Source organism: Streptomyces flavofungini (assembly GCF_014650815.1).
Classification (GTDB): Bacteria; Actinomycetota; Actinomycetes; order Streptomycetales; family Streptomycetaceae; genus Streptomyces; species Streptomyces flavofungini.
Genome location: NZ_BMVR01000014.1, coordinates 54636 through 79910, shown reverse-complemented (window position 1 = coordinate 79910; position 25275 = coordinate 54636). Strand labels below are relative to the sequence as shown.

Below are 25275 nucleotides of genomic sequence, written 5' to 3'. Positions count from 1 at the left end.
CATGGCCGTCACCGCAACCACCCCCGCTACCCGCCCGTCGACAGCCGCGGCGCGTACGGGCGCGGCCGCGGTGACGGCCGCACTGGTGCTCCTCGTCGCCGTCCTCGCGGTCGTGGACATCACCCAGGGCACGGCCTCCGTCGGCGCCCCCGAGGTCTGGAAGGCGCTCACCGGCCGGGCCGAGGCGGGCGACTCGTCCGTCGTCATCGCCTCCCGGCTGCCGCGGATGACCGCGGGGCTGCTCGTCGGCGCCGTCCTCGGCATGGCGGGCGCCGCCCTCCAGGCGGTCAGCCGCAACGTCCTCGCCTCGCCCGACACCCTCGCCGTCAACGCGGGCTCCTACGTCGCCCTCTGCGTCGCCGCCGCCACCGGCGTCACGCTGCCGCTGCTCGCCTCCTCCGGCGTCGCCTTCGTCGGCGGCCTCGCCGCTGCGGCCGTCGTCCTCGGCCTCTCCGGCCTGGGCACCGGTACGGTCCGGCTCGTCCTCGCGGGCAGCGCCCTCACCCTCGGCCTCACCGCCGTCGCCGAGGGGCTGCTCCTGCTGCGTCCCCGGCAGACCGAGGGCCTCTACAAGTGGAACCAGGGCAGCATCGCGCAGAACGGCTTCGACGGCGTGCTCCAGATGGCGCCGATCGCCTTCGTCGGCCTCGTCGGCCTGGTGCTGCTCGCCCGCCGGGTCGACGCCCTGGCGCTCGGTGACGATGCCGCGCGCGGTGTCGGCGTCCCCGTCCGCTCCACGCGCGTCACCGCCGTCGTGCTCGCCGCGCTCCTTTCCACGGCCGCCGTCACCCTCGCCGGACCCGTCGGCTTCGTCGGCCTCTGCGCCCCCGCCCTCGTACGCCCCCTCGCCCGCCGGTTCCGCGCCTTCACCCGGTCGCGGGCGCGCCTTCCCTTCGCGGGCCTCACCGGCGCGGCCCTCGTCCTCGGCTCCGACGTGCTGCTGCGGGCCGTCGTACCGTCGGGCACCGCGGTCGCCGTACCGACCGGTGTCGTCACCAGCCTGGTCGGCGCGGTCTTCCTGGTCGTCATGGCCGCGCGGGCCCGGGACACCGCCGGAGCCATGCCGACCGAGCGGCTGCGCATCCGCAGCCGGGCCACCTTCCTCACCACCACGGCCGTCCTCGTCGTCGGGCTCGTCGGCGTGACGATCGCCGCCGTGCTCATCGGCGACGCCAAGCTGCTCCTGGGCGACGTGGTCAACTGGACGCAGGGCCGGTCCGGGCAGGCCATCACCTTCGTGCTCGACACCCGGGTGCCCCGGGTCCTCGCCGCCCTCCTCGCGGGCGCGGCGCTCGCCCTCGCCGGGACCCTCATCCAGGCCGTCACCCGCAACCCCCTCGCCGAACCAGGTGTCCTCGGCGTGACGAACGGCGCCGCCGTCGGCGCCGTCCTGCTCGTCACGACGGTGCCCGTGGCCGGGTCGTGGAGCATCGCCGCCGGTGCGTTCGCGGGCGCCGCGGTCAGCGCGGTCCTCGTCTTCGGACTCGCGGCGCGAGGCGGATTCCAGCAGAACCGGCTCGTCCTCGTCGGATTCGGCGTCGCCACCGGGTCGGCGGCCGTCATCAGCCTCCTGATCATCCTCACCGACCCGTTCAACGCGACGAAGGCGCTCACCTGGCTCTCCGGCTCCACCTACGGCCGGACGTTCCCCGACGTCGTGCCGCTCGCACTCGTCCTCGCCGTGGGCCTGACCCTCGCGGTCATACGGCGCGCCGAACTCGATCTCGTCTCCCTCGACGAGGACACCCCCCGCCTCCTCGGCCTCAACCTGAGCCGCGGCCGCCTCGGCTTCCTCGTCCTCAGCGTCCTCCTGAGCGCCACCGCCGTGGCCGCCGCGGGCACGATCGGCTTCGTCGGTCTCGTCGCCCCGCACGCGGCCCGCGCCCTCGTCGGCCGCCAACACGTCCGCGTCGTCCCCGTCTCCGTACTCCTCGGCGCCCTCCTCGTCTGCACGGCCGACCTGGTGGGCCGCACGGTGATCGCACCGGCACAGCTCGGCGCCGGGCTGATGACTGCGCTGATCGGTACGCCGTACTTCCTCTACCTGCTGGTACGGAGTCGGCGGTAGGGGCGGAAACGCCCGGCCGCCGCGGGCGTGCGGGGCCACGCGTTCGACCCGGGCCGGATCACGCGCGTCGGCGCGACCCGCGCCGCACCCTTCATCGAGCCCCTCACGGCCCTGCGGTGGACGGCGTCAGGGCCGTAGCGCGTAGCAGTGGAAGGACGGTGTGAGCTCGGTGGGATGGACCCCTGACCACGCGGTGGTGAGCCGGTCGGCCTCTTCGGCGCTGAGGTCCCACGGCTTGGGTGGTCCCTGGGCCGGGTCGTGGACGGACGTGACCACCCAGAACGTGCCGCCGGGCGTGAGCAGGTCGCGTACGCGGGAGAGGAAGGTGTCCCTGTCGGTGACCCACCGGAAGACGAGTCGGCAGGTGATGGCCGTGAATGCCGGGTGGGGGAGGAGCGCGGGGTCGTCGATGCCGAAGTCGTGGACTCGGAAGTCGAGGTCCGGGTGGTTGCCGCGGGCGGAGGCCACCGCGGTGGGGGCGCAGTCGATGCCCGTGGTGCGGTAGCCGAGCCGGTGGAGCTGGGCGGTGAGCGCGCCCTCGCCGCAGCCGATGTCGAGGGCGGGGCGGTCGCGGCCGGGCCCGAGCCGCCGGCGCAGCGCATCGGCTTCGGCCGCGTCGATGGTCCGATAGCGGCGGCCTTCTTGCCACAGCGGTTCCCAGTACGCAGCTCCCGCCGACTGCGGGTCCGCGGGGCCGCTCATGAGGGCGGGACCATCGGGGTGTGCGGGCTCGCCCCCGGCGCTGGCGGTTGGCGCCGCACGGGCGGGGGTGACGACGGGTGCGGCAGTGGGGGCGGTGGAGTCGGGTGGCACGGTGGTCCTTTCGGTGGGTGCGGGTCAGGCGTGGTCCGTCACCGGTGGTGTGCCCGGGTGCGGTACTCCCGGGCGGGGTGGGGGCGCGTACTGGGCGGCCTGGGTGCGGAACATGGCGGCGTAGCGGCCGTCCGCTGTCATCAGGTCGGTGTGGCTGCCGGATTCCACCAGGCGGCCTCGGCTGAGGACGTGGATGGTGTCGGCGTGGCGGACGCCGGACATGCGGTGGGTGACGAGGACGACGGCGCGGCGGGGGCCGGCCAGGCGGCGGATGCGGTCGAAGGCTTCGATCTCGGCTTCGGGGTCGAGGGCGGAGGTCGGTTCGTCGACGATCAGGAGGCCGTCGGCAGGGGAGGTCTCGGTGCGCCAGTGGGCGCGGGCGAGGCCGACCTTCTGCCATTCGCCGCCGCTGATCTCGGAGGCGCCGCGGAACATGCGGGCCAGCAGCGTCCGGGTGCCGCGGGGGAGCTTCGCGACGACGGGTGTCGCGCCCGCGTAGTCGAGTGTGGTGCCCAACTGCTCGGTGGAGGGCGCCTGGTGGGGGCGGCCGAGGCGGACGTTCATCGCGGCGGTGACCGGCCAGCGCTCGAAGTCCTGGGTGAGCAGGGTGACGCGTTCGAAGACGTCGAAGCGGTCCAGGTCGCTCAGGGGCAGCCCGCCCCAGCGCACGGAGCCGGTCTGCGGCAGCAGCAGGCCCGCGAGGACCTTCATCAGGGTGGACTTGCCGGACCCGTTCTCGCCGACGACGGCGACGACCGAGCCCATCGGGACGTGCAGCGACACCCCGTCCAGGGCGGGCTCGTCCCGGTCGGGATAGCGGTAGCCGACGTTGTCCAGGGCCACCCCGGCGACGGCGTCCGGCACGGCCCGGCCGCCCCGGGGGATGGCGTGCCGGGCGGCCTCCTCCAGGAACCGTTCGTGGTCGCGGACGTACAGGCTCTCCTCGTGCAGTTGGTTCACGTTCATCACGAGCGAGCCGAGGCTCGCGGAGCCCGAGCGCACCGCGATCACGGCCGTGCCCGCCACCGCCAGTTCCATGTGCCCGGCGACGATCAGCCAGAGCATCACCCCGTACGTACTGGCCAGGGCAAGGCCCGACAGCGCGGCCGCCACCAACTCGGTGAGCGCCTTGCCGTCGGCGAGGCGCCGCTGTTCGGTCTCCGCGCTCTCGGCCATGCCCCGGTAGCGGTCGAGGAGGAACGGGCCGACGCGGTGGAGGCGTACCTCCTGCGCCGCCGTGCGTTCCGTCAGGAGGTTGCCCAACAGCCTGCTGGCGCGCAGGTGTTCCACCCACGTCATCACCGACGCGTACCGCTCCTGCGCCACCCGCATCGCACCCCACCCGCGCGGGGCGGCGATCAGCAACAGCAGCGGAAGCAGCGCGGGGTGCAGCACGGCCAGCACACCGGCCGTGGCGATCAGGCTGATGGTGCCGTTCAGCGCGGCCACGCAGGCGCTGATCATGCGCCGGGCCGACGAAGCCCCCTGCTGGGCCACATCGATGAGCCGCCGGAACTCCGGATCCTCGATCGCCTCCAACTCGACCTCCGTGGCCGCCGCCAGATACTCCGTCGTCGCCACCCGCTCCACCAGCGGCTCCAGCCGCCCGGCCCGGGACGTCGACCAGCCCGCGAACCCGGCCCTGGCCACCGCCACCACGGCGACCACGGCGAGCGCGGGCAGCGCGGAACGCAGCCGGTCCACCGGATCGCCCGCCCCGAGCAGCGCGTGCATGACGGCGTTCACCGCGAGCAGGCTCGCCGCGGTGGCGATGCCCTGCCCGATCTCGCTGATCCCCACGCCCAGCAGCGACGACCGGTCGGCCCGCCACGCCCGCCGCAGCGTGCCGCGCACCAGGCGGGGCATCGCCCGGATCGCGCCGACCATTGTCAGGTCGAGCCGCGCCCGCTCGTGCTCGGACCAGCCCATGTCGTACCGCAGGGGCCCGCCGAACAGCTCCTCCTCCGCCCGCGACACCACCGGATCGGCCATGCTTACGCGTCCGAAGAACCGCTTCACGCCGCACCACCCCGCTCCGTCGCCGGTGCGGCGACCGCCTCGTCCGGTGCCGTGATCTCCTCGTAGAGAGTCGTGCCCGAGGCGAAGTTGGCGAGGACGGTACGGGTGTAGGGGTGGCAGTCGGACGGCGCGTTGCCGGGCTGCACCCACACCAGGCCCGTGTGCTTGTCCGGCTCCGTGTTCCGTGGCTCGCCCTGCCACCGGCGCGCGGTGAACGCCACGCCCATCGAGCGCTCTCCGGCCCTGTCCAGGTAGTGCACGAGCTGGCAGAACTCCGCATCCGCCGGGGCGACTTGGGCCCCGGTCCCCGCGACGAGTTCCCGCAACGCGGCCTGCTGGGCGAACTCGCCCTCCTCCAGGTGCCCGCCGACCACCGTGAGCAGCCCCGGCGAGTGCGTGGACGACATCCGGTGGCGGACGGTGAGCACGCGTCCGTCGCTGCGCTGCAACAGCAGCATCACGTGTGTGATGTGCCGGTACCGCCCGCTCGCACGGCCACCGTTGTCGGCCGGGGTCTTGGTGTCGGTCATGCCCACCACCTCGGTGACGGACGTGCTGCGCGGACGGCGCGGCGGGCAGCGTCAACCCGCTGCACGGGGCGTGTGTCGTGGGGCCGGGGATTGTCGAACACGCACGGGCCGGTGGCAGGGACAGGGAGGGTATTCACGAGGTCTCCTCGGGAGCGGGGTCAGGGAAGTGCCCGGAGAACGTGCCTGATCAGCCGTGCGTCACGCCGACGGGCGGACGAACCGTCGCCGAAACGTTCGAGTGGGCGGCGCCGGGCCTGCGACGTCTCGGAGGGCGGGGAATCGAACCACTCGTGCGTGGCTGTTCACTCGTCGGGGGTATTGCCCCCATCCGGGAGCGCGGCGCTCCGGCGGGGTGCGCGGCGCGGTGTCGACGGGGCGTGCGGCCGTGCCCCCGGATGTGCACTTTCGGCCATGGCTTGCGCGCGTTGGCCGTGTATAGATGTGGGGTGGCCAGAGCGTCGGCCGAAGCGTCAGGGAAGAGGGAGAGGCGGTCGTGTAGGCGCCTTTCGTCACGGCCATTGCGGTTCGGCGGACAGAGTCAGCCAGTGGGGGGAATTGTGATCCGCGAGAAGATCGGGGCGCCTGCCGCGATTGCTCTGTACTGCGCCGTGGCCGGTGCGGTGCTTGTCGGCTGTGGCGATTCGTCGACGGACGCGACGGACGCGAAGGCGACATCGACCGACGCCGCGCCCACGTGGAGTGCGGACAAGGACCCGCTCACCGGGATCAAGAAGATCACTGCTGACGGCCACTTGGTGAACGTCTCCTGCTCCGGCAGCCCGTCCGAGAACCGGCCCGTCATCGTCCTGCTGCACGGCGGGGGCGACGACCTGACGAAGATGGCCGACCTGCAGCGGCGCCTGACCGAGAAGGGCCGAGTCTGTTCCTACGACCGGCTCGGCGCGGGCGACAGCGACCTGCCCCACGGCCGCCAGGACCTCGACCGTGTCGGGCGGACCCTGACGGCTGTGCTCGACGAGGTCGCCGGGGACGAACCGGTCGTCCTGGCCGGGCATTCCATGGGCGGGATGCTCGCCGCCCGGTACGCCCCCGACCACCCGGACCGGATCCGGGGCCTGGTCCTCATGGACGCCACCTCGCCCACCGCCGTCGCCGACCTCACGAAGCGGATCCCCGAGTCCGCCCCCGGCCCGGCGGGCGACCTGCGCGACCAGATCCTCGCGAGCCACGCGGGGAAGAACCCGGAACGGCTCGTCCTCACCGACCAGGACGTCCGCTCCGCCGGTGACATCCCGGTGCGGGTGATCCGGCACGGCAAGCGGTACCTCGCGAAGGTGCCCACGTACGGGCCGGGCCTCGAGGAGGACTGGGCCAAGGGCCAGCAGGAGTGGCAGGCGGTGTCCCGCAACAGCGAAGGGATCGTCGCCCGCAACAGCGGGCACACCCTCTACGCCGACGAGCCCGAGGTCGCCGTCAGGGCCGTCGAGCGCGTCGCCGCGCAGGTCGCCGAGCAGGACAGGGCACGAGCCACCGCACAGCCCGGCGAACAGCCGACCGCACAGCCCGGCCAGCAGGGCGCCAATCGGGTCGGCGCGCAGGTCACCCGCTGACCGGCCTCGACCCGCCGCGCGGAAAATCCTTACCGCCGCGGCCGGGAACAGCGGACACTCCTCCCATGGCTGACATGGGGCAGTTCCGGGAAGCGGTCACCGCGTGGGCGGCCGGTGGCCCCGGCGACCCCGCACGCGAGCTGGCCGAGGACCTCGCCGTCCGGTCGGTCGTCCTGCTCGAAGGGCCGAGCGACGCCGAAGCGGTCGGCGCGCTGGCCGCCCGCCGCGGCCGGAACCTGGCGGCCGAGGGGGTCTGCGTCCTGTCGATGGGCGGCGCGATGAGCGTCGGGCGCTTCGCCCGGCTCCTCGGGCCACCCGGCCTGGGCCTGCGTCTCATCGGACTGTGCGACGAGGCGGAGCGGCCCTATTACGAGCGCGGCCTGGAGCGTGCCGGTGCGGCCGAGGAGGAGATCTTCGTCTGCGCGGCGGACCTGGAGGACGAGCTGATCCGCGCGCTGGGCGTGCCACGGGTCGAGGAACTGGTCCGGGCGGAGGGCGACCTGCGCGCCCTGCAGACCCTCCAGCGCCAGCCCGCACAGCAGAGCCGTACCGCACACCAGCAGGTGCGGCGCTTCCTCGGCTCGAAGGGGGGACGCAAGATCCGCTATGGCCGCGTCCTCGTCGAGGCCCTCGACCCCGACCGCGTACCCGCCCCGCTCGACGACCTCCTCGCCGGCCTCTGACCGCCGCGGTAGGCCAGCCGTCCGGCACGCGGCCGTCAGGCGCCGCGATCCGGCGTGAACACGCGCGTGACCAGCTCCCGGCGGCTGCGTACCCCGGTCTTGGCGAAGATCGACTTGAGGTGCCCCTGGACGGTGTGCGGCGAGATGAACAGGCGCGTCGCGATCTCGCCCGTCCCGCAGCCCCGCAGGACCAGGTCGACCAGCTCGCGTTCCCGGGGCGTGAAGCCGTACGCGGCGGACAGCAGCGACGCGACGGACGGGGCCGTGGCGGACTGCAGGATGACGGCGATCCTGCCCGGTGCGCCGCCGGACGCCGGTGACGCGTGCAGTTCGACCCAGGCGCCGGACTCGCCGCGGACCCGCACGCTCGCGTCGGCGGCGGCCCCGCGGGCGTGCTCGGCGACCATGAGGAGGGCGTACGGGAGGGGGTCCGCGCCCGTCGAGCCGCGAAAGCCGAGTTCGCCGAGCCAGTGGTGGGCCGGGCCGGTTGCCGACTCGACGCGCCGGTTCTCGTCGAACAGGAGCAGCCCGGGCCAGAGCCCCGCCGTACCGCTGCCGCTCCTGCCGCGCACCACCGCGCCCCGGAAGCCGCCGCCGAGCACCGCGGCGAGGTCGTGGGCGAAGTCCTGCTCGTCCTCGGTGAAGTCGGCCGGGGCCTCGCGGAAGAACGCGAAGTTGCCCCAGCAGGTGCCGTCCACGACGCAGGACGTGCGCAGTTCGCCGGTGACGTTGTGCGGGCGCAGGAGCTCGCGGTAGCGCAGGCTCCGCTCCGGCCGGCCGCCGGTGGCCGTGCTGAGGACGCCGCTGTGGCGACCGGCGCGGGCGAGCGCGACGAAGGAGTTGAAGTCGTCGGGCAGATACGCGAGGGCCGCGACCTCGGCGTCCGGGGCCTTCGGCATGTTCTCGAGGTGGAAACCCGTCTCGATGAGCGTCGCCGGATCCATGGTGTGCCAGCAGGCCGCGTCGTGCGGCAGAGCCGTCGCGAGCAGCTCGGACGCCTCGTCCAGGAACGTCGGCAGATCGAGGTGCGCGCCGGTGAGCCGTGCCACCCGCTCGTAGGCACGCTCCCGGGTGCTGTGGTTCACATCACTCATCGTGGCACAGGCCGGTCCCCGGCAGAGCACCAGAAAAGTGGTATAGGCAGCGGAAACCTGCGCCCTTAACGTCGTGAGCAGGCAGTTCATGGGGGAACGGCAGTTCCGGGGGAACGCAAGAAGGAGACGCTATGACCGCGATCAATCAAGTGCCTACGGTGCCGACGGTGCCGACGGTGCCGACGGGGGTCCGCCACGTCCGATCCGGAGAAGGCCAGTCCCTGTGGGTGGTGGGGGACACCTACACGATCAAGGCGAGCGGCGACGCGACGAACGGCGCGTTCGCGCTGATCGAGGCGTCGGTGCCGCCCGGCGGCGGGCCGCCGCCGCATGTGCACGGCCGTGAGGACGAGGCCTTCTACCTGCTCGACGGTGAGCTGGAGGTCCTCGCCGGGCAGACGACGGCCCTGGCCCGCGTGGGCGACTTCCTCTATCTGCCGCGGGGCATCGTGCACGGGTTCACCAACCCGGGCGTGACGCCCGCTCGCATGCTGATACTCACAGCGCCCGCCGGGTTCGAGCGCTTCTTCGCCGAGGCGGGCGTACCGGCGCGGCCGGGCGAGCAGGCGCCCCCGCTCGACCCCGCCGACTTCGCCCGCCTCGCCGAGCTCACCCGGTCCTACGGCGCGGACATCGCGGGCCCCGCCGAGGGCCCGCCGCCGGGACCGGAGACGTCATGACCACGGCCCACGACACCACCACCGCCGATGCCACGACCACGGTCGCCGACCTGACGGCCGCAGGCGTCACGACCACCGGAGACACCATGACCACCGCGCACACGCCCGCCGCCCCCACGCCCGAAGCCCTCTTCGCGAAGATCGACCGCCGGGACCTGCGCGGCGTCGCCGACCTCCTCGCCGAGGACGCCACCATGGTCTTCGGCAACGGCGAACCGCTCGTCGGCCGCGAGGCCGTCCTCGCCGCCAACACCGCGTTCATGGAGACCATCGCGGGACTGAGCCACCGCATCGTCGACGCCTGGGTCGTCGAGGACACGACCATCGCCGTCACCGACGTGACGTACACGCGGCTCGACGCGAAGGAGGTGACCCTGCCCGCGGTGACGATCTGGCGGGTCGGCGCCGACGGACTGATCGTGGACTTCCGCGTCGTGCTCGACCTGACCCCGGTGTACGCGCCCTGAGCGCCTGCGTCTTGGGGGGTGGAGGGCTTGGGGGTCTTCGGGGCCTTCGGTGCCTTGGTGTCGGGTCCGGGCAGTCGCATGGCTTGAAAACGCCCCCAAGTGGAACCGGCCTATGAGTCAGTGAAGAGGCTCAAGTGTCGTGTGATGCGCAAGTGAAGATTGTGAAGCGGAGGCGCGGGGCCGCGTTCAAGAGTGATCAAGGATGGCTGATACGAGCTGCATCCCGACCAGTTCGTTCCGCATCCCTCTCCAGGGGAGCCGTACCCGCCCCTCGGCGGGGCTGGGCCTCCCGGCCTCCTGACGCCGCCCTCGCCGTGGCGCGCACGGGGCCGAGTGACCCAACAGGCCTGGTGGCGGGGCAAGTCGGCGGGCCGGGGCGAAGTGCCTCGGCGTCGACGGTCGAACCTTCCGTCCGGCCTGGCCGGAACGTTATGGTCCGTGGTGTTGCCAACTACCACAGTGGCCACAGAAGGAGCGTGCCTGCATGGCTGTCCCGGGGAACCCTTCCGCCTCTCTGGCCACTTCAGACATGACTGTCGCTCAGGCCGCAGTCGCCTCTCGGGCCAGGGCTGTCTCCGGGGCCACGGCGGACACGACCGTCGCGGCCCGGTTCGAGCAGTGGGCGGACGCCACCCCGGACGCGGCCGCCGTGGTCGGCGGGACCGGCACACCTCTGACATACGGGGAGTTGGACACGGCGGCCAACCGGCTCGCCCAGGTCCTGCGCGCGCACGGAGTCGACCAGGAGTCCGTCGTCGCCGTGGCGCTGCCGCGCTCGGCCGCGTACGTCGTCACCGTCCTCGCCGTCCTCAAGGCCGGGGGCCACTATCTCCCCCTGGACACCGAACACCCCGGCGAGCGCCTCCGCTTCCTCCTCGACGACGCCGCGCCCGCCCTCCTCGTCACCGACGCCCGCACCACGGCCGACCTGCCCGAACACGGCACGCCCCGCCTCGTCCTGGACGCGCCCACCACGGCTGCGGACCTCGCCGCGGCCGCCGTGGCACGGCCTGCGCGCCGCACGCGGCCGGACCACCTCGCGCACGTGATGTACACCTCCGGCTCCACGGGCCTGCCCAAGGGCGTCGCCATCACCCACCGGGGCGTCGTGGGCCTCGCCGCCGACCCCGCCTTCGCGGCCGGGCACCACGAGCGGCTCCTGATGCACAACACCGTGGCCTTCGACGCCTCCACGTACGACCTGTGGATACCGCTCCTCGGCGGCGGCACCGTCGTGCTCGCCCCGCCCGGACGCATCGACGCGACCGTGCTCGCGGCGGCCGTCGCCGACCACGGTGTGACCATGGTGGTCCTGACGGCGGCCCTGTTCGCGCTGATCGCCGACGACGACCCGACGGCCTTCGCCGGGCTGCGTGAGGTGTGCGCCGCCGGGGAGGCCCTGTCCCCGGCCGCGGTGACGCGCGTCCTGCGCGCCTGCCCCGGCTTGACCGTGGTGAACGGGTACGGGCCCACCGAGGCGACCGTCGCCACCACCCTCCACCCCATGACCGGGGCCGACCACCTCGGCGACGTGGTGCCGATCGGTCGGCCACTGGTCGCCCTGCGCGCGCACGTCCTGGACGCGGCGCTCGCCCCGGTGCCGGACGGCGAGCCCGGCGAGCTGTACCTGGAGGGCGCGGGCCTGGCCCGCGGCTACGCGGGCCGCCACGCCCTGACCGCCGAGCGCTTCGTGGCCTGCCCCTTCGGCGACCGCCCCGGCGCCCGCATGTACCGCACGGGCGACCTGGTCTCCCGCGCGCCCGACGGCTGTTACACCTTCCACGGCCGCACCGACGACCAGGTCAAGATCCGCGGCTTCCGGATCGAGCCCGGCGAGGTCGAGGCCGCCCTCGACCGGCACCCCAGCGTGGCCCGCGCCGCGGTGGTCCTGCGGCAGGACCGCGCGGGCGAGCGGCACCTGGTGGCGTACGTGGTGCCGGAGCCCGACCCGGCGGAGGGGGAGGCGGGACCGGGCCTTCGTGCCGAGTCCGGGCCGGGGATCGTCGCGGAGTGGGAGCGGGTCTACGACGAGGTCTACGCCGCCCCCGACACGGCCTGGGGCGAGGACTTCACCGGCTGGAACTCCCGCGCCACGGGCGAGCCCATCGACGTGGCCGAGATGCGGGAGTGGCGGGCCGCGGCGGTGCGGCGCATCCTGTCCTGGGAGCCGCGCCGGATCCTCGAAATCGGCGCCGGATCCGGTCTGTTGGCGTCCCGCCTGCTGCCCCGCGTCGAGGAGTACTGGGCCACGGACCTCTCCGCCCGCGCCGTCGACCGCCTCGCCCGCGAAGCCGAGCGGGCCGGGTTCGGGGACCGGGCCACGCTGCGCCACCAGAGCGCCGACGACGTGCGCGGCCTGCCGGAGGGCCACTTCGACACGGTGGTCCTCAACTCCGTCGCCCAGTACTTCCCGGGCACCGCCTACCTCGACCGGGTCCTCGCCGGAGCCTTCGCGCTGCTCGCGCCGGGCGGGCGGATCGTGGTCGGGGACGTGCGCAACGCGGACACGCTGCCGCTGTTCCACGCCGGGGCGCGGCACGCCCAGGAGCCGGACGGGCCGGGCGCCGAGCCGTCGGCGGTGCGGGTGGCGGTGGCCCGTGCGATCCTCACCGATCCCGAACTCGCCCTGCACCCCGACTGGTTCGCCCACTGGGCCGAGCGTCACGGTGCCGCGGGGGTTGACGTCCGCCTCAAGGACGGCGCGGCCCACAACGAGCTGACCCGCCACCGCTACGAAGTCGTCCTGCACAAGCCCGGCGTGACCACCGAGGACGTCGGCGGCGTCCCGGCGGTGGCGTGGGGCCGACACGTCACCGATCTGCGCGCGGTCGAGCAGCGGGTGCGGGAAGGCGGCGGACGCGTCCTGCGCGTGACCGGTGTCCCCAACGCCCGCCTGTGCGACGAGGCCGCCCTGGCTGCCGGTGCCCGCCTCCTGGAGCGGCGGTCCACAGTTGACGCGGTGCCGGGCTCGCGGCGGGCGGTGGCGGCTCCGCAGGGGGCGGTGCTGGATCCGCAGGGGGTGACGTCGGACCCGCAGCAGACGGCAGTGGATCCGCAGCACACGGCGCTGCACGCACGGCAGACTGCACTGGACCCGCAGCAGCTTGCCGACTGGGCGGCGGCGCGGGGCTGGAGCGCCGCGGTGACCTGGTCGCGTACCGGCGACTGCTTCGATGCGCTGGTCTTCACCGACGGCACGGCCGAGGGCCGCGCCCTCACCGGCACCTACCTCCCGTCCGGCCGCCCCGACGCGGCGGCGGCCAACGCCCCGGCCGCCGCCGCCCGGATCAACGCCCTGGCCGGATCGCTCCGCGGCCACCTCAAGGAGCGGCTGCCCGCCCACCTCGTCCCCGCCGCCGTCCTGGCCGTCGCCGAGCTGCCCCTGAACGCCAACGGCAAACTGGACCGGCACGCCCTGCCCGCCCCGGACTTCGCCGCCCAGTCCACCGGCCGCACCCCGCGCACCCCTCGCGAGGCGCTGCTGTGCGGCCTGTTCGCCGAGGTCCTCGGCCTGGAGCGGGTCGGCGTCGACGACGACTTCTTCGCCCTGGGCGGCCACTCGCTGCTCGCGACGAAGCTCATCAGCCGACTGCGCGCGAGACTCGGGACCGAGGTCGAGCTGCGCACCGTCTTCGCCCACCCCACCGCCGCCGGACTCGCCCCGCACCTGGACGGCTCCGCCCGCGCCCGCACCCCGCTCGCCCCCGGCGCCGTGCGGCCCGAGCGGCTGCCGCTTTCGCCCGCCCAGCGGCGCCTGTGGTTCCTCCAGCAGTACGAGGCCTCGCCCACGTACAACATGCCGTTCGTCCTCCACCTGACCGGCGCGCTCGACGCCGGGGCGCTGGAGTCGGCCCTCCACGACGTCATCGCCCGGCACGAGACGCTGCGCACGGTGTTCCCCCAGGCCGACGGCGAGCCCTACCAGCACGTCCTGGACGCCGACGAGGTCGACCGGCGCCACCGGGTCACGCTCACGGCGCAGCAGGTGGACGGCGAGGCCGCGCTGGCGGAGTGCCTCACCGCGGCCGCCCGCGGCTCGTTCGACCTGGCGGCGGACATCCCCGTGCAGGCGCGGCTGCTGCGCACCGGCGCCGACGCGCACGTCCTCGCCCTGGTGATCCACCACATCGCCGGGGACGGCTGGTCCCTGGCCCCGCTGGCCCGCGACCTGACCGCCGCCTACCGCGCCCGGGCGGCGCACGCCGCGCCCGACTGGGCGCCGCTGCCCGTGAGTTACGCGGACTACACGCTGTGGCAGCGCGAGCTGCTCGGCGACGAGACGGACCCGCGGAGCCTGTTCGGCGAGCAGTACGCCTACTGGGCCGAGCAGCTCGCCGGGCTGCCGGAGACGACGACCCTCCCCGGCGACCGGCCGCGACCGGCCGATCTCGACTACAGCGGCGACGTGCTCCGCCGCGCCTTCTCGCCGGAACTGCACCGGGGCGTCGTCGAGTTGGCGCGCTCCGCGGACGCCACGCCGTTCATGGTGCTGCAGGCCACCATGGCCGCCCTGCTGACCCGGCTCGGCGTGGGGGAGGACATCGCCATCGGCAGCGGCATCGCGGGCCGCACCGACGAGAGCCTCAAGGACCTCGTCGGCCTGTTCGTGAACACCCTCGTGCTGCGCACCGACACCTCCGGCGACCCCACCTTCGCCGACCTGCTCGCGCAGGTCCGCGAGACCAGCCTCGCCGCCTACACCCACCAGGACATCCCCTTCGACGTCCTGGTGGAGAAGCTCAACCCGCAGCGCTCCACCTCCCACCACCCGCTGTTCCAGATCGCGCTGGTGCTCCAGAACAACGAGGAAGCCGCCTACGAGCTGCCCGGCCTGCGCGCCGACGTCGACGACCGGGGCACCGGCACGGCCCGCTACGACGTGATGCTCAGCCTGACGGAGACGTTCACGGAGACCTTCGGGGGCGGCACCCGCCCCGCGGGCATCGCCCTGACGGCCGAGTACTCCACCGAGCTGTACGACGCGGCGACGATCGAGACCCTGCTCACCCGCTGGGAGCACCTGCTCACCGCCGCCGTCGCCGACCCCGGCCGACCCATCGGCGAGGCCGACCTGCTCACCGCCGCCGAGCACCGCGACCTGACCGCGCCCCCTCCCGAGCCCGCCGTCGAGCAGGCCACGTTCCCGGAGCTGTTCGCGGCGCGGGTGCGCCTGGACCCGGACGCCCTCGCGGTGGAGTCCGACGAAGCGGTCTGGTCGTACGCGGAGCTGGACGCGCGGGCCAACCGGATCGCGCACTGGCTGCTCGGCCGGGGCGTCGGGCCCGAGAGCCTGGTGGCCCTGGCCATGCCGCGCTGCGCGGACCAGGTCGCGCTCGTGCTCGGTGTGCTGAAGGCGGGCGCGGCCCACCTTCCCCTCGACCTGGAATATCCGGCGGACCGGATCACGTACATGGTCAAGGACGCGGCTCCGGCGGTGATCCTCACGACGCAGGACGCGCTCGGCGAGCTGCCGCCTGGTCTGCCCGTGGACGTGCTCGCCGTCGACGCCGAGGGGATCGAGGCGGCCTGGCGGCAGGCCCCGGACAGCGCGCCGCGCGTCGCCCTCGCTCCGGCCCACCCGGCGTACGTGATCTACACGTCCGGCTCGACGGGCCGCCCCAAGGGCGTGACCGTCACCCACGCCGGTCTGGCCGCGCTCAGTGCCACCATCCGTGCGCGCCTCGCCGTCGAACCCACCTCCCGCGTCCTGCAGGTGGCCTCCCCGAGCTTCGACGCCGCGTTCTGGGAGCTGGTGCAGTCCCTGACCAGCGGGGCGGCGCTCGTGGTGCCCCGGCTGCGGCGCGTGGTCGGCGACGACCTGTACCAGGTCCTCGCGGAGCGGGCGATCACCCATGTGACGCTGCCGCCGAGCGTCGTCGCCACCCTGCCCGATGAGGCCCCGCAGACGCTCGGCGCGCTGCGGGTGCTGACCGTCGCGGGTGAAGCCTGTCCGCCGGGACTCGCCGCGCGGTGGAGCGCGGGGCGGCGGTTCGTCAACGCCTACGGCCCGACCGAGACCACCGTCTGCGCCACCATGAGCACGCCCCTCACGGGCGCGGCGGCCCCCATCGGCACCGCCGTGGCCGACGCCCGGGTCCGCGTACTCGACGGCCGGCTCGCCCCGGTGCCGCCCGGCGCCCCCGGCGAGGCCTACGTCACGGGCCCCTCCCTGGCCCGCGGCTACCACGACCGCACCGGCCTGACCGCCGCACGCTTCGTCGCCGACCCCTACGGGCCGCCCGGCGCCCGCATGTACCGCACCGGCGACCTCGTACGCCGGCTCCCCGACGGCCAGTTGACGTACCTCGGCCGCGCCGACGACCAGGTCAAGATCCACGGCATGCGCATCGAACCCGGCGAGATCGAGGCGGTCCTCGCCGACCACCCGTCCGTGGCGCGGGCGGTCGTCACGGTCCACGCGGCGGACGACGACAAGCGCCTGGTGGCGTACGTCGTGCCGGACCTGGACGGCGCACAGCAGGTGGCGGAGTCCGAGCGGCAGGTCGACGAGTGGGAGCAGATCTACGACGACGTCTACTCGGCGCCCACCACGCAGTGGGGCGAGGACTTCACCGGCTGGAACTCCAGCTACACCGGTGAGCCGATCGACCTGGACGAGATACGCGACTGGCGGGACGCCGCGGTGCGGCAGATCACCTGCTGGCGGCCGGACCGGGTGCTCGAACTGGGCGTGGGCGCGGGGCTGCTGATGGCGCACGTCCTGCCCCATGTCGAGGAGTACTGGGCGACCGACCTGTCCTCGCAGGTGATCGGGCGGCTGACGCGGGAGGTGGCCGACGCCGGGTTCGCGGACAAGGTCACGCTGCGCCACCAGCACGCGGACGACGTGAGCGGGCTGCCGGTGGGCCACTTCGACATGGTGGTCCTGAACTCCGTGATCCAGTACTTTCCGCACACCGCCTATCTGGACCGGGTCCTCGCCCAGGCCTTCACCCTGCTCAAGCCGGGCGGGCGGATCCTGGTGGGCGACGTGCGCAACGCCGGGTCGCTGCACCTGTTCGCCTCCGGGGTGCACCACGCCCAGCACGCCAAGCACCAGGCCATCGCGCCGTCGGCGGCGCGGGCCGCCATCGCGCGGGCCATGCTCACCGAGCCCGAACTGGTCCTCGACCCGGAGTGGTTCCACCAGTGGGCCGCCCGCCACCGCGCCGCGGGCGTCGACATCCGCCTGAAGACCGGCGCCGCGCACAACGAACTCACCCGCCACCGGTACGAGGTCGTCCTGCACAAGCCCGGCACCCCCGTCGAGGACGTCAGCGACGCCCCGACCGTGACCTGGGGCCACCAGGTCACCGGCCTGCGGGGCCTGGAAGACCTCGTACGCGCCCAGGACGGGCACGCGCTGCGCGTGACCGGGATCCCCAACGCCCGCGTCGGCGGCGAGGTCGCCCTGGCCGTCGACGCCGAACTGATGGAGGCCCCGGCCGGGCAGCCGGCGCTGGATCCGGAACAGGTGCGGGACTGGGCCGCGGCGCTCGGCTGGAGCGCCCTGTCGACCTGGGCGGACGCGGGTGACCGGTTCGAGGCGCTGATCCTCACCGACGCCCCCGTGACCGCCCGCGCCCTGACCGGCGTGTACCTGCCCTCCGGGCGGGGGGACAAGCTGCTGGCCAGCGACCCGGCCGCGGCGACGCAGATCGGTGTGCTGGTCGGCTCGCTGCGCGGCTACCTCCAAGAGCGCCTGCCCGCGCACCTGGTGCCCGCCGCCGTGGTGGCGATCGCCGCCGTGCCGCTGAGCGCCAACGGCAAGCTGGACCGGCGGGCCCTGCCCGCGCCGGACTTCGCCCCGCAGGCGGGCAGCCGCGAGCCCCGCACGCTCCAAGAGGAGCTGCTGTGCGACCTGTTCGCCGACATTCTCGACGTCGAACGCGTCGGCATCGACGACGACTTCTTCGCCCTCGGCGGCCACTCGCTGCTCGCCACGAAGCTGATCAGCCGCATCCGTACCGCCCTCGGCGCGGAGGTGGAGCTGCGGGTGTTCTTCGCGCACCCCAGCGTCGCCGCGCTCGTCCCGCACCTGGCGGACGGCGCGCGCACCCGGGCCCCGCTGACCCGCCGCGACGCCCGCCCCGAGCGCCCGCCGCTCTCCTTCGCCCAGCAACGCCTCTGGTTCCTCCACCAGTTCGAGGGCCCCTCGCCCACGTACAACATGGCGTTCGTCCTCCGCCTGGACGGTGAACTGGACGTCCAGGCACTGGAGTCGGCGCTGCACGACGTGATCGCCCGGCACGAGACCCTGCGCACCGTGTTCCCCGAGGGCGAGGACGGCAGGCCGTACCAGCACGTGCTCGCGCCGCAGGAGGCGCGGCCGCCGCTGACGGTGCGGGCGGTGCCCGGCGCGGACGAACTCGACCGTGCCGTCGCCGTCAGCGCCCGCCACGTCTTCGACCTGACGGCCGACGTCCCCGTGTGCCCGAACCTGTTCCGCACGGGCGACGACGCCCACGTCCTGGCCCTGGTGATCCACCACATCGCCGGGGACGGCTGGTCCGTGGCCCCGCTGGCCCGTGACCTGGCCACGGCCTACACGGCCCGCACCGGGGGCGGCACGCCCGACTGGCAACCACTGCCGGTGAGTTACGCGGACTACGCGCTGTGGCAGCGCGAGCTGCTCGGCGAACCCGGCGACCCCGACAGCCTGTTCAGCGAGCAGAACGCCTACTGGGCGGACCAGCTCGCCGGGCTGCCCGAGACGACGACCCTCCCCGGCGACCGGCCACGCCCGGCCGCCCTCACCTACACCGGCGAGCTGCTCACCGCCTCCTTCGGGCCCGAACTCCACCGGGGCGTCGTCGAGTTGGCGCGCTCCGCCGACGCGACGCCGTTCATGGTGCTGCAGGCCACCATGGCCGCCCTGCTGACCCGCCTGGGCGTGGGAGAGGACATCGCCATCGGCAGCGGCATCGCGGGCCGCACCGACGAGAACCTGCAAGACCTCGTCGGCCTGTTCGTGAACACCCTCGTGCTGCGCACCGACACCTCCGGCGACCCCACCTTCGCCGAACTGCTCACCCAGGTCCGCACGTCGAGCCTCGCCGCCTACACCCACCAGGACGTCCCCTTCGAGGCCCTGGTGGAGAAGCTCAACCCGGAGCGGTCCACCTCCCACCACCCGCTGTTCCAGATCGCGTTGGTCCTCCAGAACAACGAGGAAGGCCGCTTCGAACTGCCCGGCCTCCGCGTCGGCGTCGCGTACGCGAGCACCGGCACGGCCCGCTACGACCTGCTCTTCAGCCTCAACGAGACCTTCGAGGACCGGCGGCCCGCGGGCATCCAGATCGGCGTGGAGTACTCCACCGAACTGTTCGACGGGGCCACCGTCGAGACCCTGATCGCCCGCTGGGAACGGCTCCTCACCACCGCCGTCACCCACCCCTCGCACCGCATCAGCTACGCCGACCTGCTCACCGGCCAGGAACGCGGCGAACTCCTCGCCGCCGAACGGGAGCAGACCCCGCTCCAGGTCGCACAGGCCACGTTCCCGGAGCTGTTCGCGGCCCGGGTGCGCCAGGACCCGGACGCCCTCGCCGTGGAGTCCGACGAAGCGGTCTGGTCGTACGCGGAACTGGACGCGCGGGCCAACCGGATCGCGCACTGGCTGCTCGGCCGGGGCGTCGGCGCCGAGAGCCTGGTGGGCGTGGCGATGCCGCGCTGCGCGGACCAGGTCGCCGTGGCCCTGGGCGTGCTGAAGGCGGGGGCCGGCTACCTTCCGGTCGACCTGGAGTATCCGGCGGACCGGATCGCGTACATGGTCGAGGACGCGGCCCCGGCGGCGATCCTGACCACCGCGGACTGCCTCGCGGAACTGCCGCGGGGACTCCCCGTGGACGTGATCGCCGTCGACGGCGAGGAGACCCGGGCGGCCTGGGGACGGGTCCCGGACACCGAGCCGAAGGTCCCGGTCGCGCTGGCCCACCCGGCGTACGTGATCTACACGTCCGGCTCGACGGGCCGCCCCAAGGGCGTGACCGTCACCCACGCCGGTCTGGCCGCGCTGAGCGCCACGAAGCGCGAGCGGCTCGCGATCACGCCCGGCTCGCGCATCCTGCAGGTGGCGTCGCCGAGCTTCGACGCCGCGTTCGTCGAGCTGGTGCAGGCCCTCACCACCGGGGCCGCCCTGATCGTGCCGCGCCAGCGGCGCCTCGTGGGGGACGAGCTGTTCCAGACGCTCGCGGAGCGGAACGTGTCGCACGCGACGCTGCCGCCGAGCGTCGTCGCCACCCTCCCGGAGGCGGCCCCGAAGACCCTGACCTCGCTGCGGGCGCTGACCGTCGCGGGCGAGGCCTGCCCGCCGGACCTCGTAGCCGCATGGGCGCCTGGCCGCTGCTTCGTCAACGCCTACGGCCCGACCGAGACCACCGTCTGCGCCACGCTCAGTGACCCGCTGACGACCGGCACCGCCCCCATCGGCACGGCGGGCCTCGACGTCCGGGTCCGCGTCCTCGACGAGCGCCTCGCCCCCGCCCCCCAGGGCACCCCGGGCGAGCTGTATGTGGCCGGGCCCAGCCTGGCGCGCGGCTACCGCAACCGCCCCGCCCTCACCGCCGAACGGTTCGTCGCCGACCCGTACGGCCCGCCCGGCGCCCGCATGTACCGCACCGGTGACCTCGTACGCCGCCTGCCCGACGGCCAGTTGGAGTACCTGGGCCGGGGCGACGACCAGATCAAGGTCCGCGGTCTGCGCATCGAGCCCGCCGAGATCGAGGCCGTCCTCACCCGGCATCCCGGCGTCGCCCGCGCCGTCGTCGTGGTGCGCGCGAACCGGGGCACCGCGCAGCTCGTCGGCTACGTGGTGCCCGCCGCCGGCGGGGTGCGGGTCAAGGAGCTGCGCCGGTACGCCGCCGCGCGGCTGCCCGAGTTCATGGTGCCCACCGCGTTCGTCCTCCTCGACGTGCTGCCCCTGACCCCCAACGGCAAGCTCGACAAGGCCGCCCTGCCCCGGCCGGACAGCGCTGAAGGCACCGCCTACCGCGAGCCCGGCACCGCGACCGAACGGCTCCTGGCCGCCGCCTTCGCGGCCGTCCTCGGCCTCGAACGCGTCGGCGTGGACGACGACTTCTTCGCCATCGGCGGCGACAGCATCCGCTCCGTCCAGGTCGTCTCGCGAGCCCGCACCCAGGGGATCGCCCTGACGACCCGGCAGGTCTTCGAGCACCGCACCGTCGCCCACCTCGCGGCGATCGCGACCGAGACGGCCGGGACCGGAGCGGCCGGGACCGTTGCTCCTGGACCCGAGCGTGCCGACCGGCCACTGGTCGCGGTGGCGCCGGGCGACCGCGAGCTGTGGCAGCGGACGTACCCCGGCCTCGTCGACGTCTGGCCCGTGACGGCGGCGCAGTCCGGGCTGCTCTTCGAGAGCAGCCTCGCCGACGTCTCCTACGACGCCTACCACGTGCACTTCGTGCTGCGGCTCGGCGGTGCCGTCGACGCCGAGCGGATGCGGACGGCGGCCCAGGCGCTGCTTGACCGGCACGCCGCCCTGCGCACCGCCTTCACGACCGGCGCGGCGGGCGAGCAGGTCCAACTCGTCGTCGACGGCGTGCCGCTGCCCTGGCGCGTCGTGGACCTGCGCGACCTCGGTGCCGCCGACCTTGAGACGGCCGTCGAAGGTCTCATCGCCGCGGACCGTGCCGTCCCCTTCGACCCGGCGAAGCCGCCGCTGCTGCGGATGACGCTGGCCCGAACCGGCCCGGAGCGCGCCGAGTTGCTGCTCTCCGCCCATCACGTCCTGTTCGACGGCTGGTCCATGCCGCTGCTCGTGTCGGACCTGCTGCACCTGTACGCGGCCGACGGCGACGCCTCGGGGCTGCCGGCCGTCCGCCCGTACCGGGACTTCCTCGGCTGGCTGGCGGGGCAGGACCAGGCGGCGGCCGCGCGCGCCTGGGCCCGTGAACTCGACGGGATCACCGAGCCGACACTCCTGGCCGGGCCCGCCCCGGCCACCGCCGTCGAGCGGAGCGACCCCGGCCACGTGGAACTGCGCGTGCCGCCCCGCACGTTGCGCGCGCTCCAGGACCGGGCGGCCGACCTCGGCCTCACCCTCAACACGCTCCTGCAGGGCGCCTGGGGACTGCTCCTCGGGCAGCTCACCGGACGCCAGGACGTGCTGTTCGGCACCACCGTCTCCGGGCGGCCGCCGCAGGTGGCGGGCGTCGGCGAGATGGTCGGCCTGTTCGTCAACGGCCTTCCCGTACGGGTGCGGTACGCGCCCCAGGACACGCTCGCGCAGGTCCTCACCGCGCTCCAGGAGCGCCAGGCCGTCCTCCTGGACCACCATCACCACGGCCTCAGCGACATCCAGAAGGGGACCGGACTCGGCACCCTCTTCGACACGATGCTCGTCTTCGAGTCCATACCGGTCGACCGGCCCAGACTCGCCTCCGCGCTCGCGGCGGCCGGGGTCAACGTCACGGGCACGCGGGCGATCTCCGGCACCCACTACCCGCTGACCGTGATCGCGGAGCCGGACCTGCGGATGGACTTCCAGTACCGCGACGGCACCTTCGACCGGGCCGCCGTCGAGGCGATCGCCGCCCGCCTCGCCCGCGTCCTCGACCAGATCGCCGCCGACCCGGACACCCCGCTCGCCCGCCTCGACCTCCTGCTCGACGCCGAACGCGAGCTGCTCCTCGACCGGGCGAACGGCACCGCCGTCGACGTACCGGACCGGACCGTCCCCCGGCTCGTGGCCGAGCGGGCCGCCCAGTGCCCGCAAGCCACCGCCGTGACCGGGGGCGATGTCTCCCTGACGTACGCGGAACTGGGCGCGCGGACCCGGCGGCTCGCCCGCGAGCTCGTCGCCCGGGGCGCGGGCCCCGAGACCGTGGTGGGCCTGGCACTGCCCCGCAGCACGGACCTCGTCGTCGGTATGCTCGCCGTCCTGGAGGCGGGCGCGGCCTATCTGCCCATCGACCCCGCCTACCCCAGCGCCCGCCTCGCCCACATCCTGGCCGACGGCCGCTGCACCCTCGTCCTGACCAGCACCGCCACCGCCCATGTCCTGCCCGCCGTCGACGACGTCCCGCACCTGTGCGTCGAGGACGTCGACTTCGCCGCTCCCGGGCCGGACGTGGCGGCTGCGGTGACGCGGCCCGACAACGCCGCGTACGTGATGTACACGTCCGGCTCCACCGGCACCCCCAAGGGCGTCACGCTCACGCACCGCGCCCTCGTCAACGGCGCACTGCGCCTGGCCGACGCCACCGGGGTCACCGCCGACACCCGCACCTTGGCCGCGACGTCCGTCAACTTCGACGTGTCCGTCTTCGAGATCCTCACCACCCTCGCCGCGGGCGGCACCGTCGAGGTCGTCCGCGACGTCCTCACGGTCGGCGAGCGCGGCGGCTGGAGCGGCGGCCTGATCAGCGCCGTGCCCTCGGTCCTCGCGGAACTCCTCGACCAGCTCGACGACGGGGCGCTGCGCGCCGACTCCGTCGTCCTCGCCGGGGAGGCGCTGCCCGCCGCGCTCGTCCAGCGGGTGCGCCGGGCCGTGCCGGGTGCCCGTGTCGTCAACGCGTACGGGCAGACCGAGTCGTTCTACGCGACGACGTTCACGGCGGCGGGGCGTGTCGCCGAGGAGGGCCTTGCCGGGGACGGGCCTGCCGCCGGACGCCGCACCGGCGAGAGCCGTGCAGATGAACGCCTCACCAGCCCTGCAGACGAACGCCTCACCGGCGAGGCCGCTGCCGACGAGTGCCCAGCGGACACGGGCGCCACGCCCATCGGTACCCCGCTCGGCAACATGCGCGCCCACGTCCTCAGCCCCGCCCTCACGCCCCTGCCACCCGGCGCGATCGGCGAGCTGTACGTGGCGGGCCAGGTCGCCCGCGGCTACCACGGCCGGGCCGCCCTGACCGCCGAGCGGTTCGTCGCCGACCCGTACGGGCCGCCCGGCGCCCGCATGTACCGCACCGGCGACCTCGCCCGCTGGACCCCCGACGGGCAACTCGTGTACGCGGGCCGCGCCGACGACCAGACCAAGATCCGCGGGATTCGCGTCGAGCCCGCCGAGATCGAGGCGGCCCTCATCCAGCACCCGGGCGTCGCCCAGGCCGCCGTCGTGGTCAGCGCGGAGCACGGCGCTCCGCAACTGCTCGCCTGCGTGGTCCCCGTCGACCCGGCCGTGGGCGGGCCGTCCGACGGGCAGGTGCGCGCGTTCCTCGGCGAGCGCCTGCCGACGTATCTCGTGCCGTCGCTCTTCCTGACCCTGGACCGGCTCCCGCTCGCCCCGAACGGCAAGCTCGACCGGGCCGCCCTCGTCGAGCGGGCGAACGCCGAAGGACCCGTCCAGGTGAACCGCGCCAACCCGCGTGACCACGCCGAATGGGCCCTCTACCAACTGTGGCGGCGGCTCCTGCTCACCGCCGACATCGGCATCCGGGACAGCTTCTTCGACGTCGGCGGCACCTCCATCTCGGCCATCAAGCTCTCCCACGCCATCCGCGAGGAACTCGGCGAGGAGGTCTCGGTCCGCGACGTCCTGCTCCACCCGACCATCGAGGAACAGGCCGAGCGGCTGCGCGGCGGTGCCTCCGGCGCACCGCCCAGCGACCTCATCTCCTTCCGCGCGGGCGACGGCCACGCGCGCGTGCTCTGCGTCCACCCGGCGGGCGGCACCGCGTTCTGCTACCTCTCGCTGGCCAAGGAACTCCCCGACACCGTCGGGGTGTACGGCATCCAGTCGCCCGGCCTGCACCCCGGCGAGTCGTTCCTGCCGACGGTCGAGGAGATGGCCGAGGCGTACGAGAAGCTGGCCGAGCCGCTCCTCGACGGCGCCCCGCTGGTCGTGGTCGGGCTGTCGTTCGGCGGCCTGGTCGCGCACGAGCTGGGCCGCCGCCTCGCCGCGGCGGGCCACACCCGCCTGAGCGTCGTGCTGCTCGACGCGCCCGGCACGGAGGACGCCGCGGCGCGCGCCGCCGTCGGCCCGGTCGGCATGGCGGACTTCCGCGACAAGCTCGTCAAGTTCAACGGCATGTACCCCGGCATCGAGGACGACCAGATCGAGCGGTACTTCGACGTCTACAACAACAACCGGGGCGCCATCGCGACCTATGCCCCGCCGCCGACCCCGGCCAGGACCGTCTTCGTTCAGGCCGTCGAGGAGGAGGCGCCCGAGGCCTACCGCAAGGAGGTACGGGAGTTCTGGGGCCGCCGCGCCGGTGGCGGCTACCTCGTCGAGCCGCTGCCCTGCGACCACTGGGAGATGCTGGAGAGCGACGAGGTGCGGCGGGTGGCGGCGCTCGTACGGTCCGAACTGGGCCTTGCCCGCGGGGACGAGGGCGGGGACGGGGAGTAGCAGCGGGGGAGCAGGGGGCGGACGGCGTTCCGTA

The 25275-nt window shown here is 74.1% G+C and carries 10 protein-coding genes; 6 read left to right on the top strand and 4 right to left on the bottom strand.

What is annotated here, in order from left to right:
• Position 1: 1 nt before the first annotated feature.
• Positions 2–2068, top strand: coding sequence for an iron ABC transporter permease (locus IE274_RS30625; RefSeq protein WP_190119181.1), 2067 nt, complete (start codon positions 2–4; stop codon positions 2066–2068).
• A gap of 126 nt (positions 2069–2194) precedes the next feature.
• Here the strand turns inward: IE274_RS30625 and IE274_RS30620 are convergent, their stop codons facing one another.
• The 3 genes from IE274_RS30620 to IE274_RS30610 form a co-directional block, all read right to left on the bottom strand.
• On the bottom strand, positions 2195–2770 hold the full coding sequence (locus tag IE274_RS30620) for a class I SAM-dependent methyltransferase (RefSeq protein WP_190119180.1): 576 nt from the start codon (positions 2768–2770) through the stop codon (positions 2195–2197).
• Positions 2771–2905: 135 nt separating this feature from the next.
• Positions 2906–4873 (bottom strand): ATP-binding cassette domain-containing protein, encoded by a 1968-nt coding sequence (locus tag IE274_RS30615; RefSeq protein ID WP_190119179.1) that lies wholly within the window; start codon positions 4871–4873, stop codon positions 2906–2908.
• Positions 4874–4896: 23 nt separating this feature from the next.
• Positions 4897–5430 carry an NUDIX domain-containing protein gene (locus tag IE274_RS30610; RefSeq protein ID WP_229909914.1) on the bottom strand — a complete coding sequence of 178 codons (534 nt, stop codon included), beginning with the start codon at positions 5428–5430 and terminating at the stop codon, positions 4897–4899.
• 545 nt (positions 5431–5975) lie between these two features.
• On the opposite strand from IE274_RS30610, the gene IE274_RS30605 reads away from it, so the two are divergent.
• Together IE274_RS30605 and IE274_RS30600 are read left to right on the top strand one after the other, a co-directional pair.
• Positions 5976–7001: an alpha/beta fold hydrolase gene (locus IE274_RS30605; protein WP_372447143.1), complete on the top strand. Its 1026-nt coding sequence runs from the start codon at positions 5976–5978 to the stop codon at positions 6999–7001.
• Positions 7002–7066: 65 nt separating this feature from the next.
• Positions 7067–7684 (top strand): TOPRIM nucleotidyl transferase/hydrolase domain-containing protein, encoded by a 618-nt coding sequence (locus IE274_RS30600; RefSeq protein WP_190119177.1) that lies wholly within the window; start codon positions 7067–7069, stop codon positions 7682–7684.
• A gap of 35 nt (positions 7685–7719) precedes the next feature.
• Here the strand turns inward: IE274_RS30600 and IE274_RS30595 are convergent, their stop codons facing one another.
• A complete protein-coding gene (locus tag IE274_RS30595) occupies positions 7720–8769 on the bottom strand; it encodes a helix-turn-helix transcriptional regulator (protein ID WP_190119176.1) in 1050 nt (349 codons plus the stop codon).
• Between the two features lie 140 nt (positions 8770–8909).
• On the opposite strand from IE274_RS30595, the gene IE274_RS30590 reads away from it, so the two are divergent.
• The 3 genes from IE274_RS30590 (at position 8910) to IE274_RS30580 (ending at position 25241) form a co-directional block, all read left to right on the top strand.
• Positions 8910–9458 carry a cupin domain-containing protein gene (locus IE274_RS30590; RefSeq protein WP_190119175.1) on the top strand — a complete coding sequence of 183 codons (549 nt, stop codon included), beginning with the start codon at positions 8910–8912 and terminating at the stop codon, positions 9456–9458.
• On the top strand, positions 9455–9925 hold the full coding sequence (locus tag IE274_RS30585) for a nuclear transport factor 2 family protein (RefSeq protein WP_190119174.1): 471 nt from the start codon (positions 9455–9457) through the stop codon (positions 9923–9925). The genes IE274_RS30590 and IE274_RS30585 overlap by 4 nt, the downstream gene beginning before the upstream one ends.
• A gap of 529 nt (positions 9926–10454) precedes the next feature.
• Positions 10455–25241 carry a non-ribosomal peptide synthetase gene (locus IE274_RS30580; RefSeq protein WP_190119173.1) on the top strand — a complete coding sequence of 4929 codons (14787 nt, stop codon included), beginning with the start codon at positions 10455–10457 and terminating at the stop codon, positions 25239–25241.
• The last annotated feature ends 34 nt before the right edge of the window (positions 25242–25275 follow it).

Excerpts from the sequence above, each read along its gene's own strand:
- IE274_RS30625 (WP_190119181.1), top strand. The coding sequence starts at position 2 with ATGGCCGTCACCGCAACCACCCCCGCTACCCGCCCGTCGACAGCCGCG.
- IE274_RS30620 (WP_190119180.1), bottom strand. The coding sequence starts at position 2,770 with ATGAGCGGCCCCGCGGACCCGCAGTCGGCGGGAGCTGCGTACTGGGAA.
- IE274_RS30615 (WP_190119179.1), bottom strand. The coding sequence starts at position 4,873 with ATGGCCGATCCGGTGGTGTCGCGGGCGGAGGAGGAGCTGTTCGGCGGG.
- IE274_RS30610 (WP_229909914.1), bottom strand. The coding sequence starts at position 5,430 with ATGACCGACACCAAGACCCCGGCCGACAACGGTGGCCGTGCGAGCGGG.
- IE274_RS30600 (WP_190119177.1), top strand. The coding sequence starts at position 7,067 with ATGGCTGACATGGGGCAGTTCCGGGAAGCGGTCACCGCGTGGGCGGCC.
- IE274_RS30590 (WP_190119175.1), top strand. The coding sequence starts at position 8,910 with ATGACCGCGATCAATCAAGTGCCTACGGTGCCGACGGTGCCGACGGTG.
- IE274_RS30585 (WP_190119174.1), top strand. The coding sequence starts at position 9,455 with ATGACCACGGCCCACGACACCACCACCGCCGATGCCACGACCACGGTC.
- IE274_RS30580 (WP_190119173.1), top strand. The coding sequence starts at position 10,455 with ATGACTGTCGCTCAGGCCGCAGTCGCCTCTCGGGCCAGGGCTGTCTCC.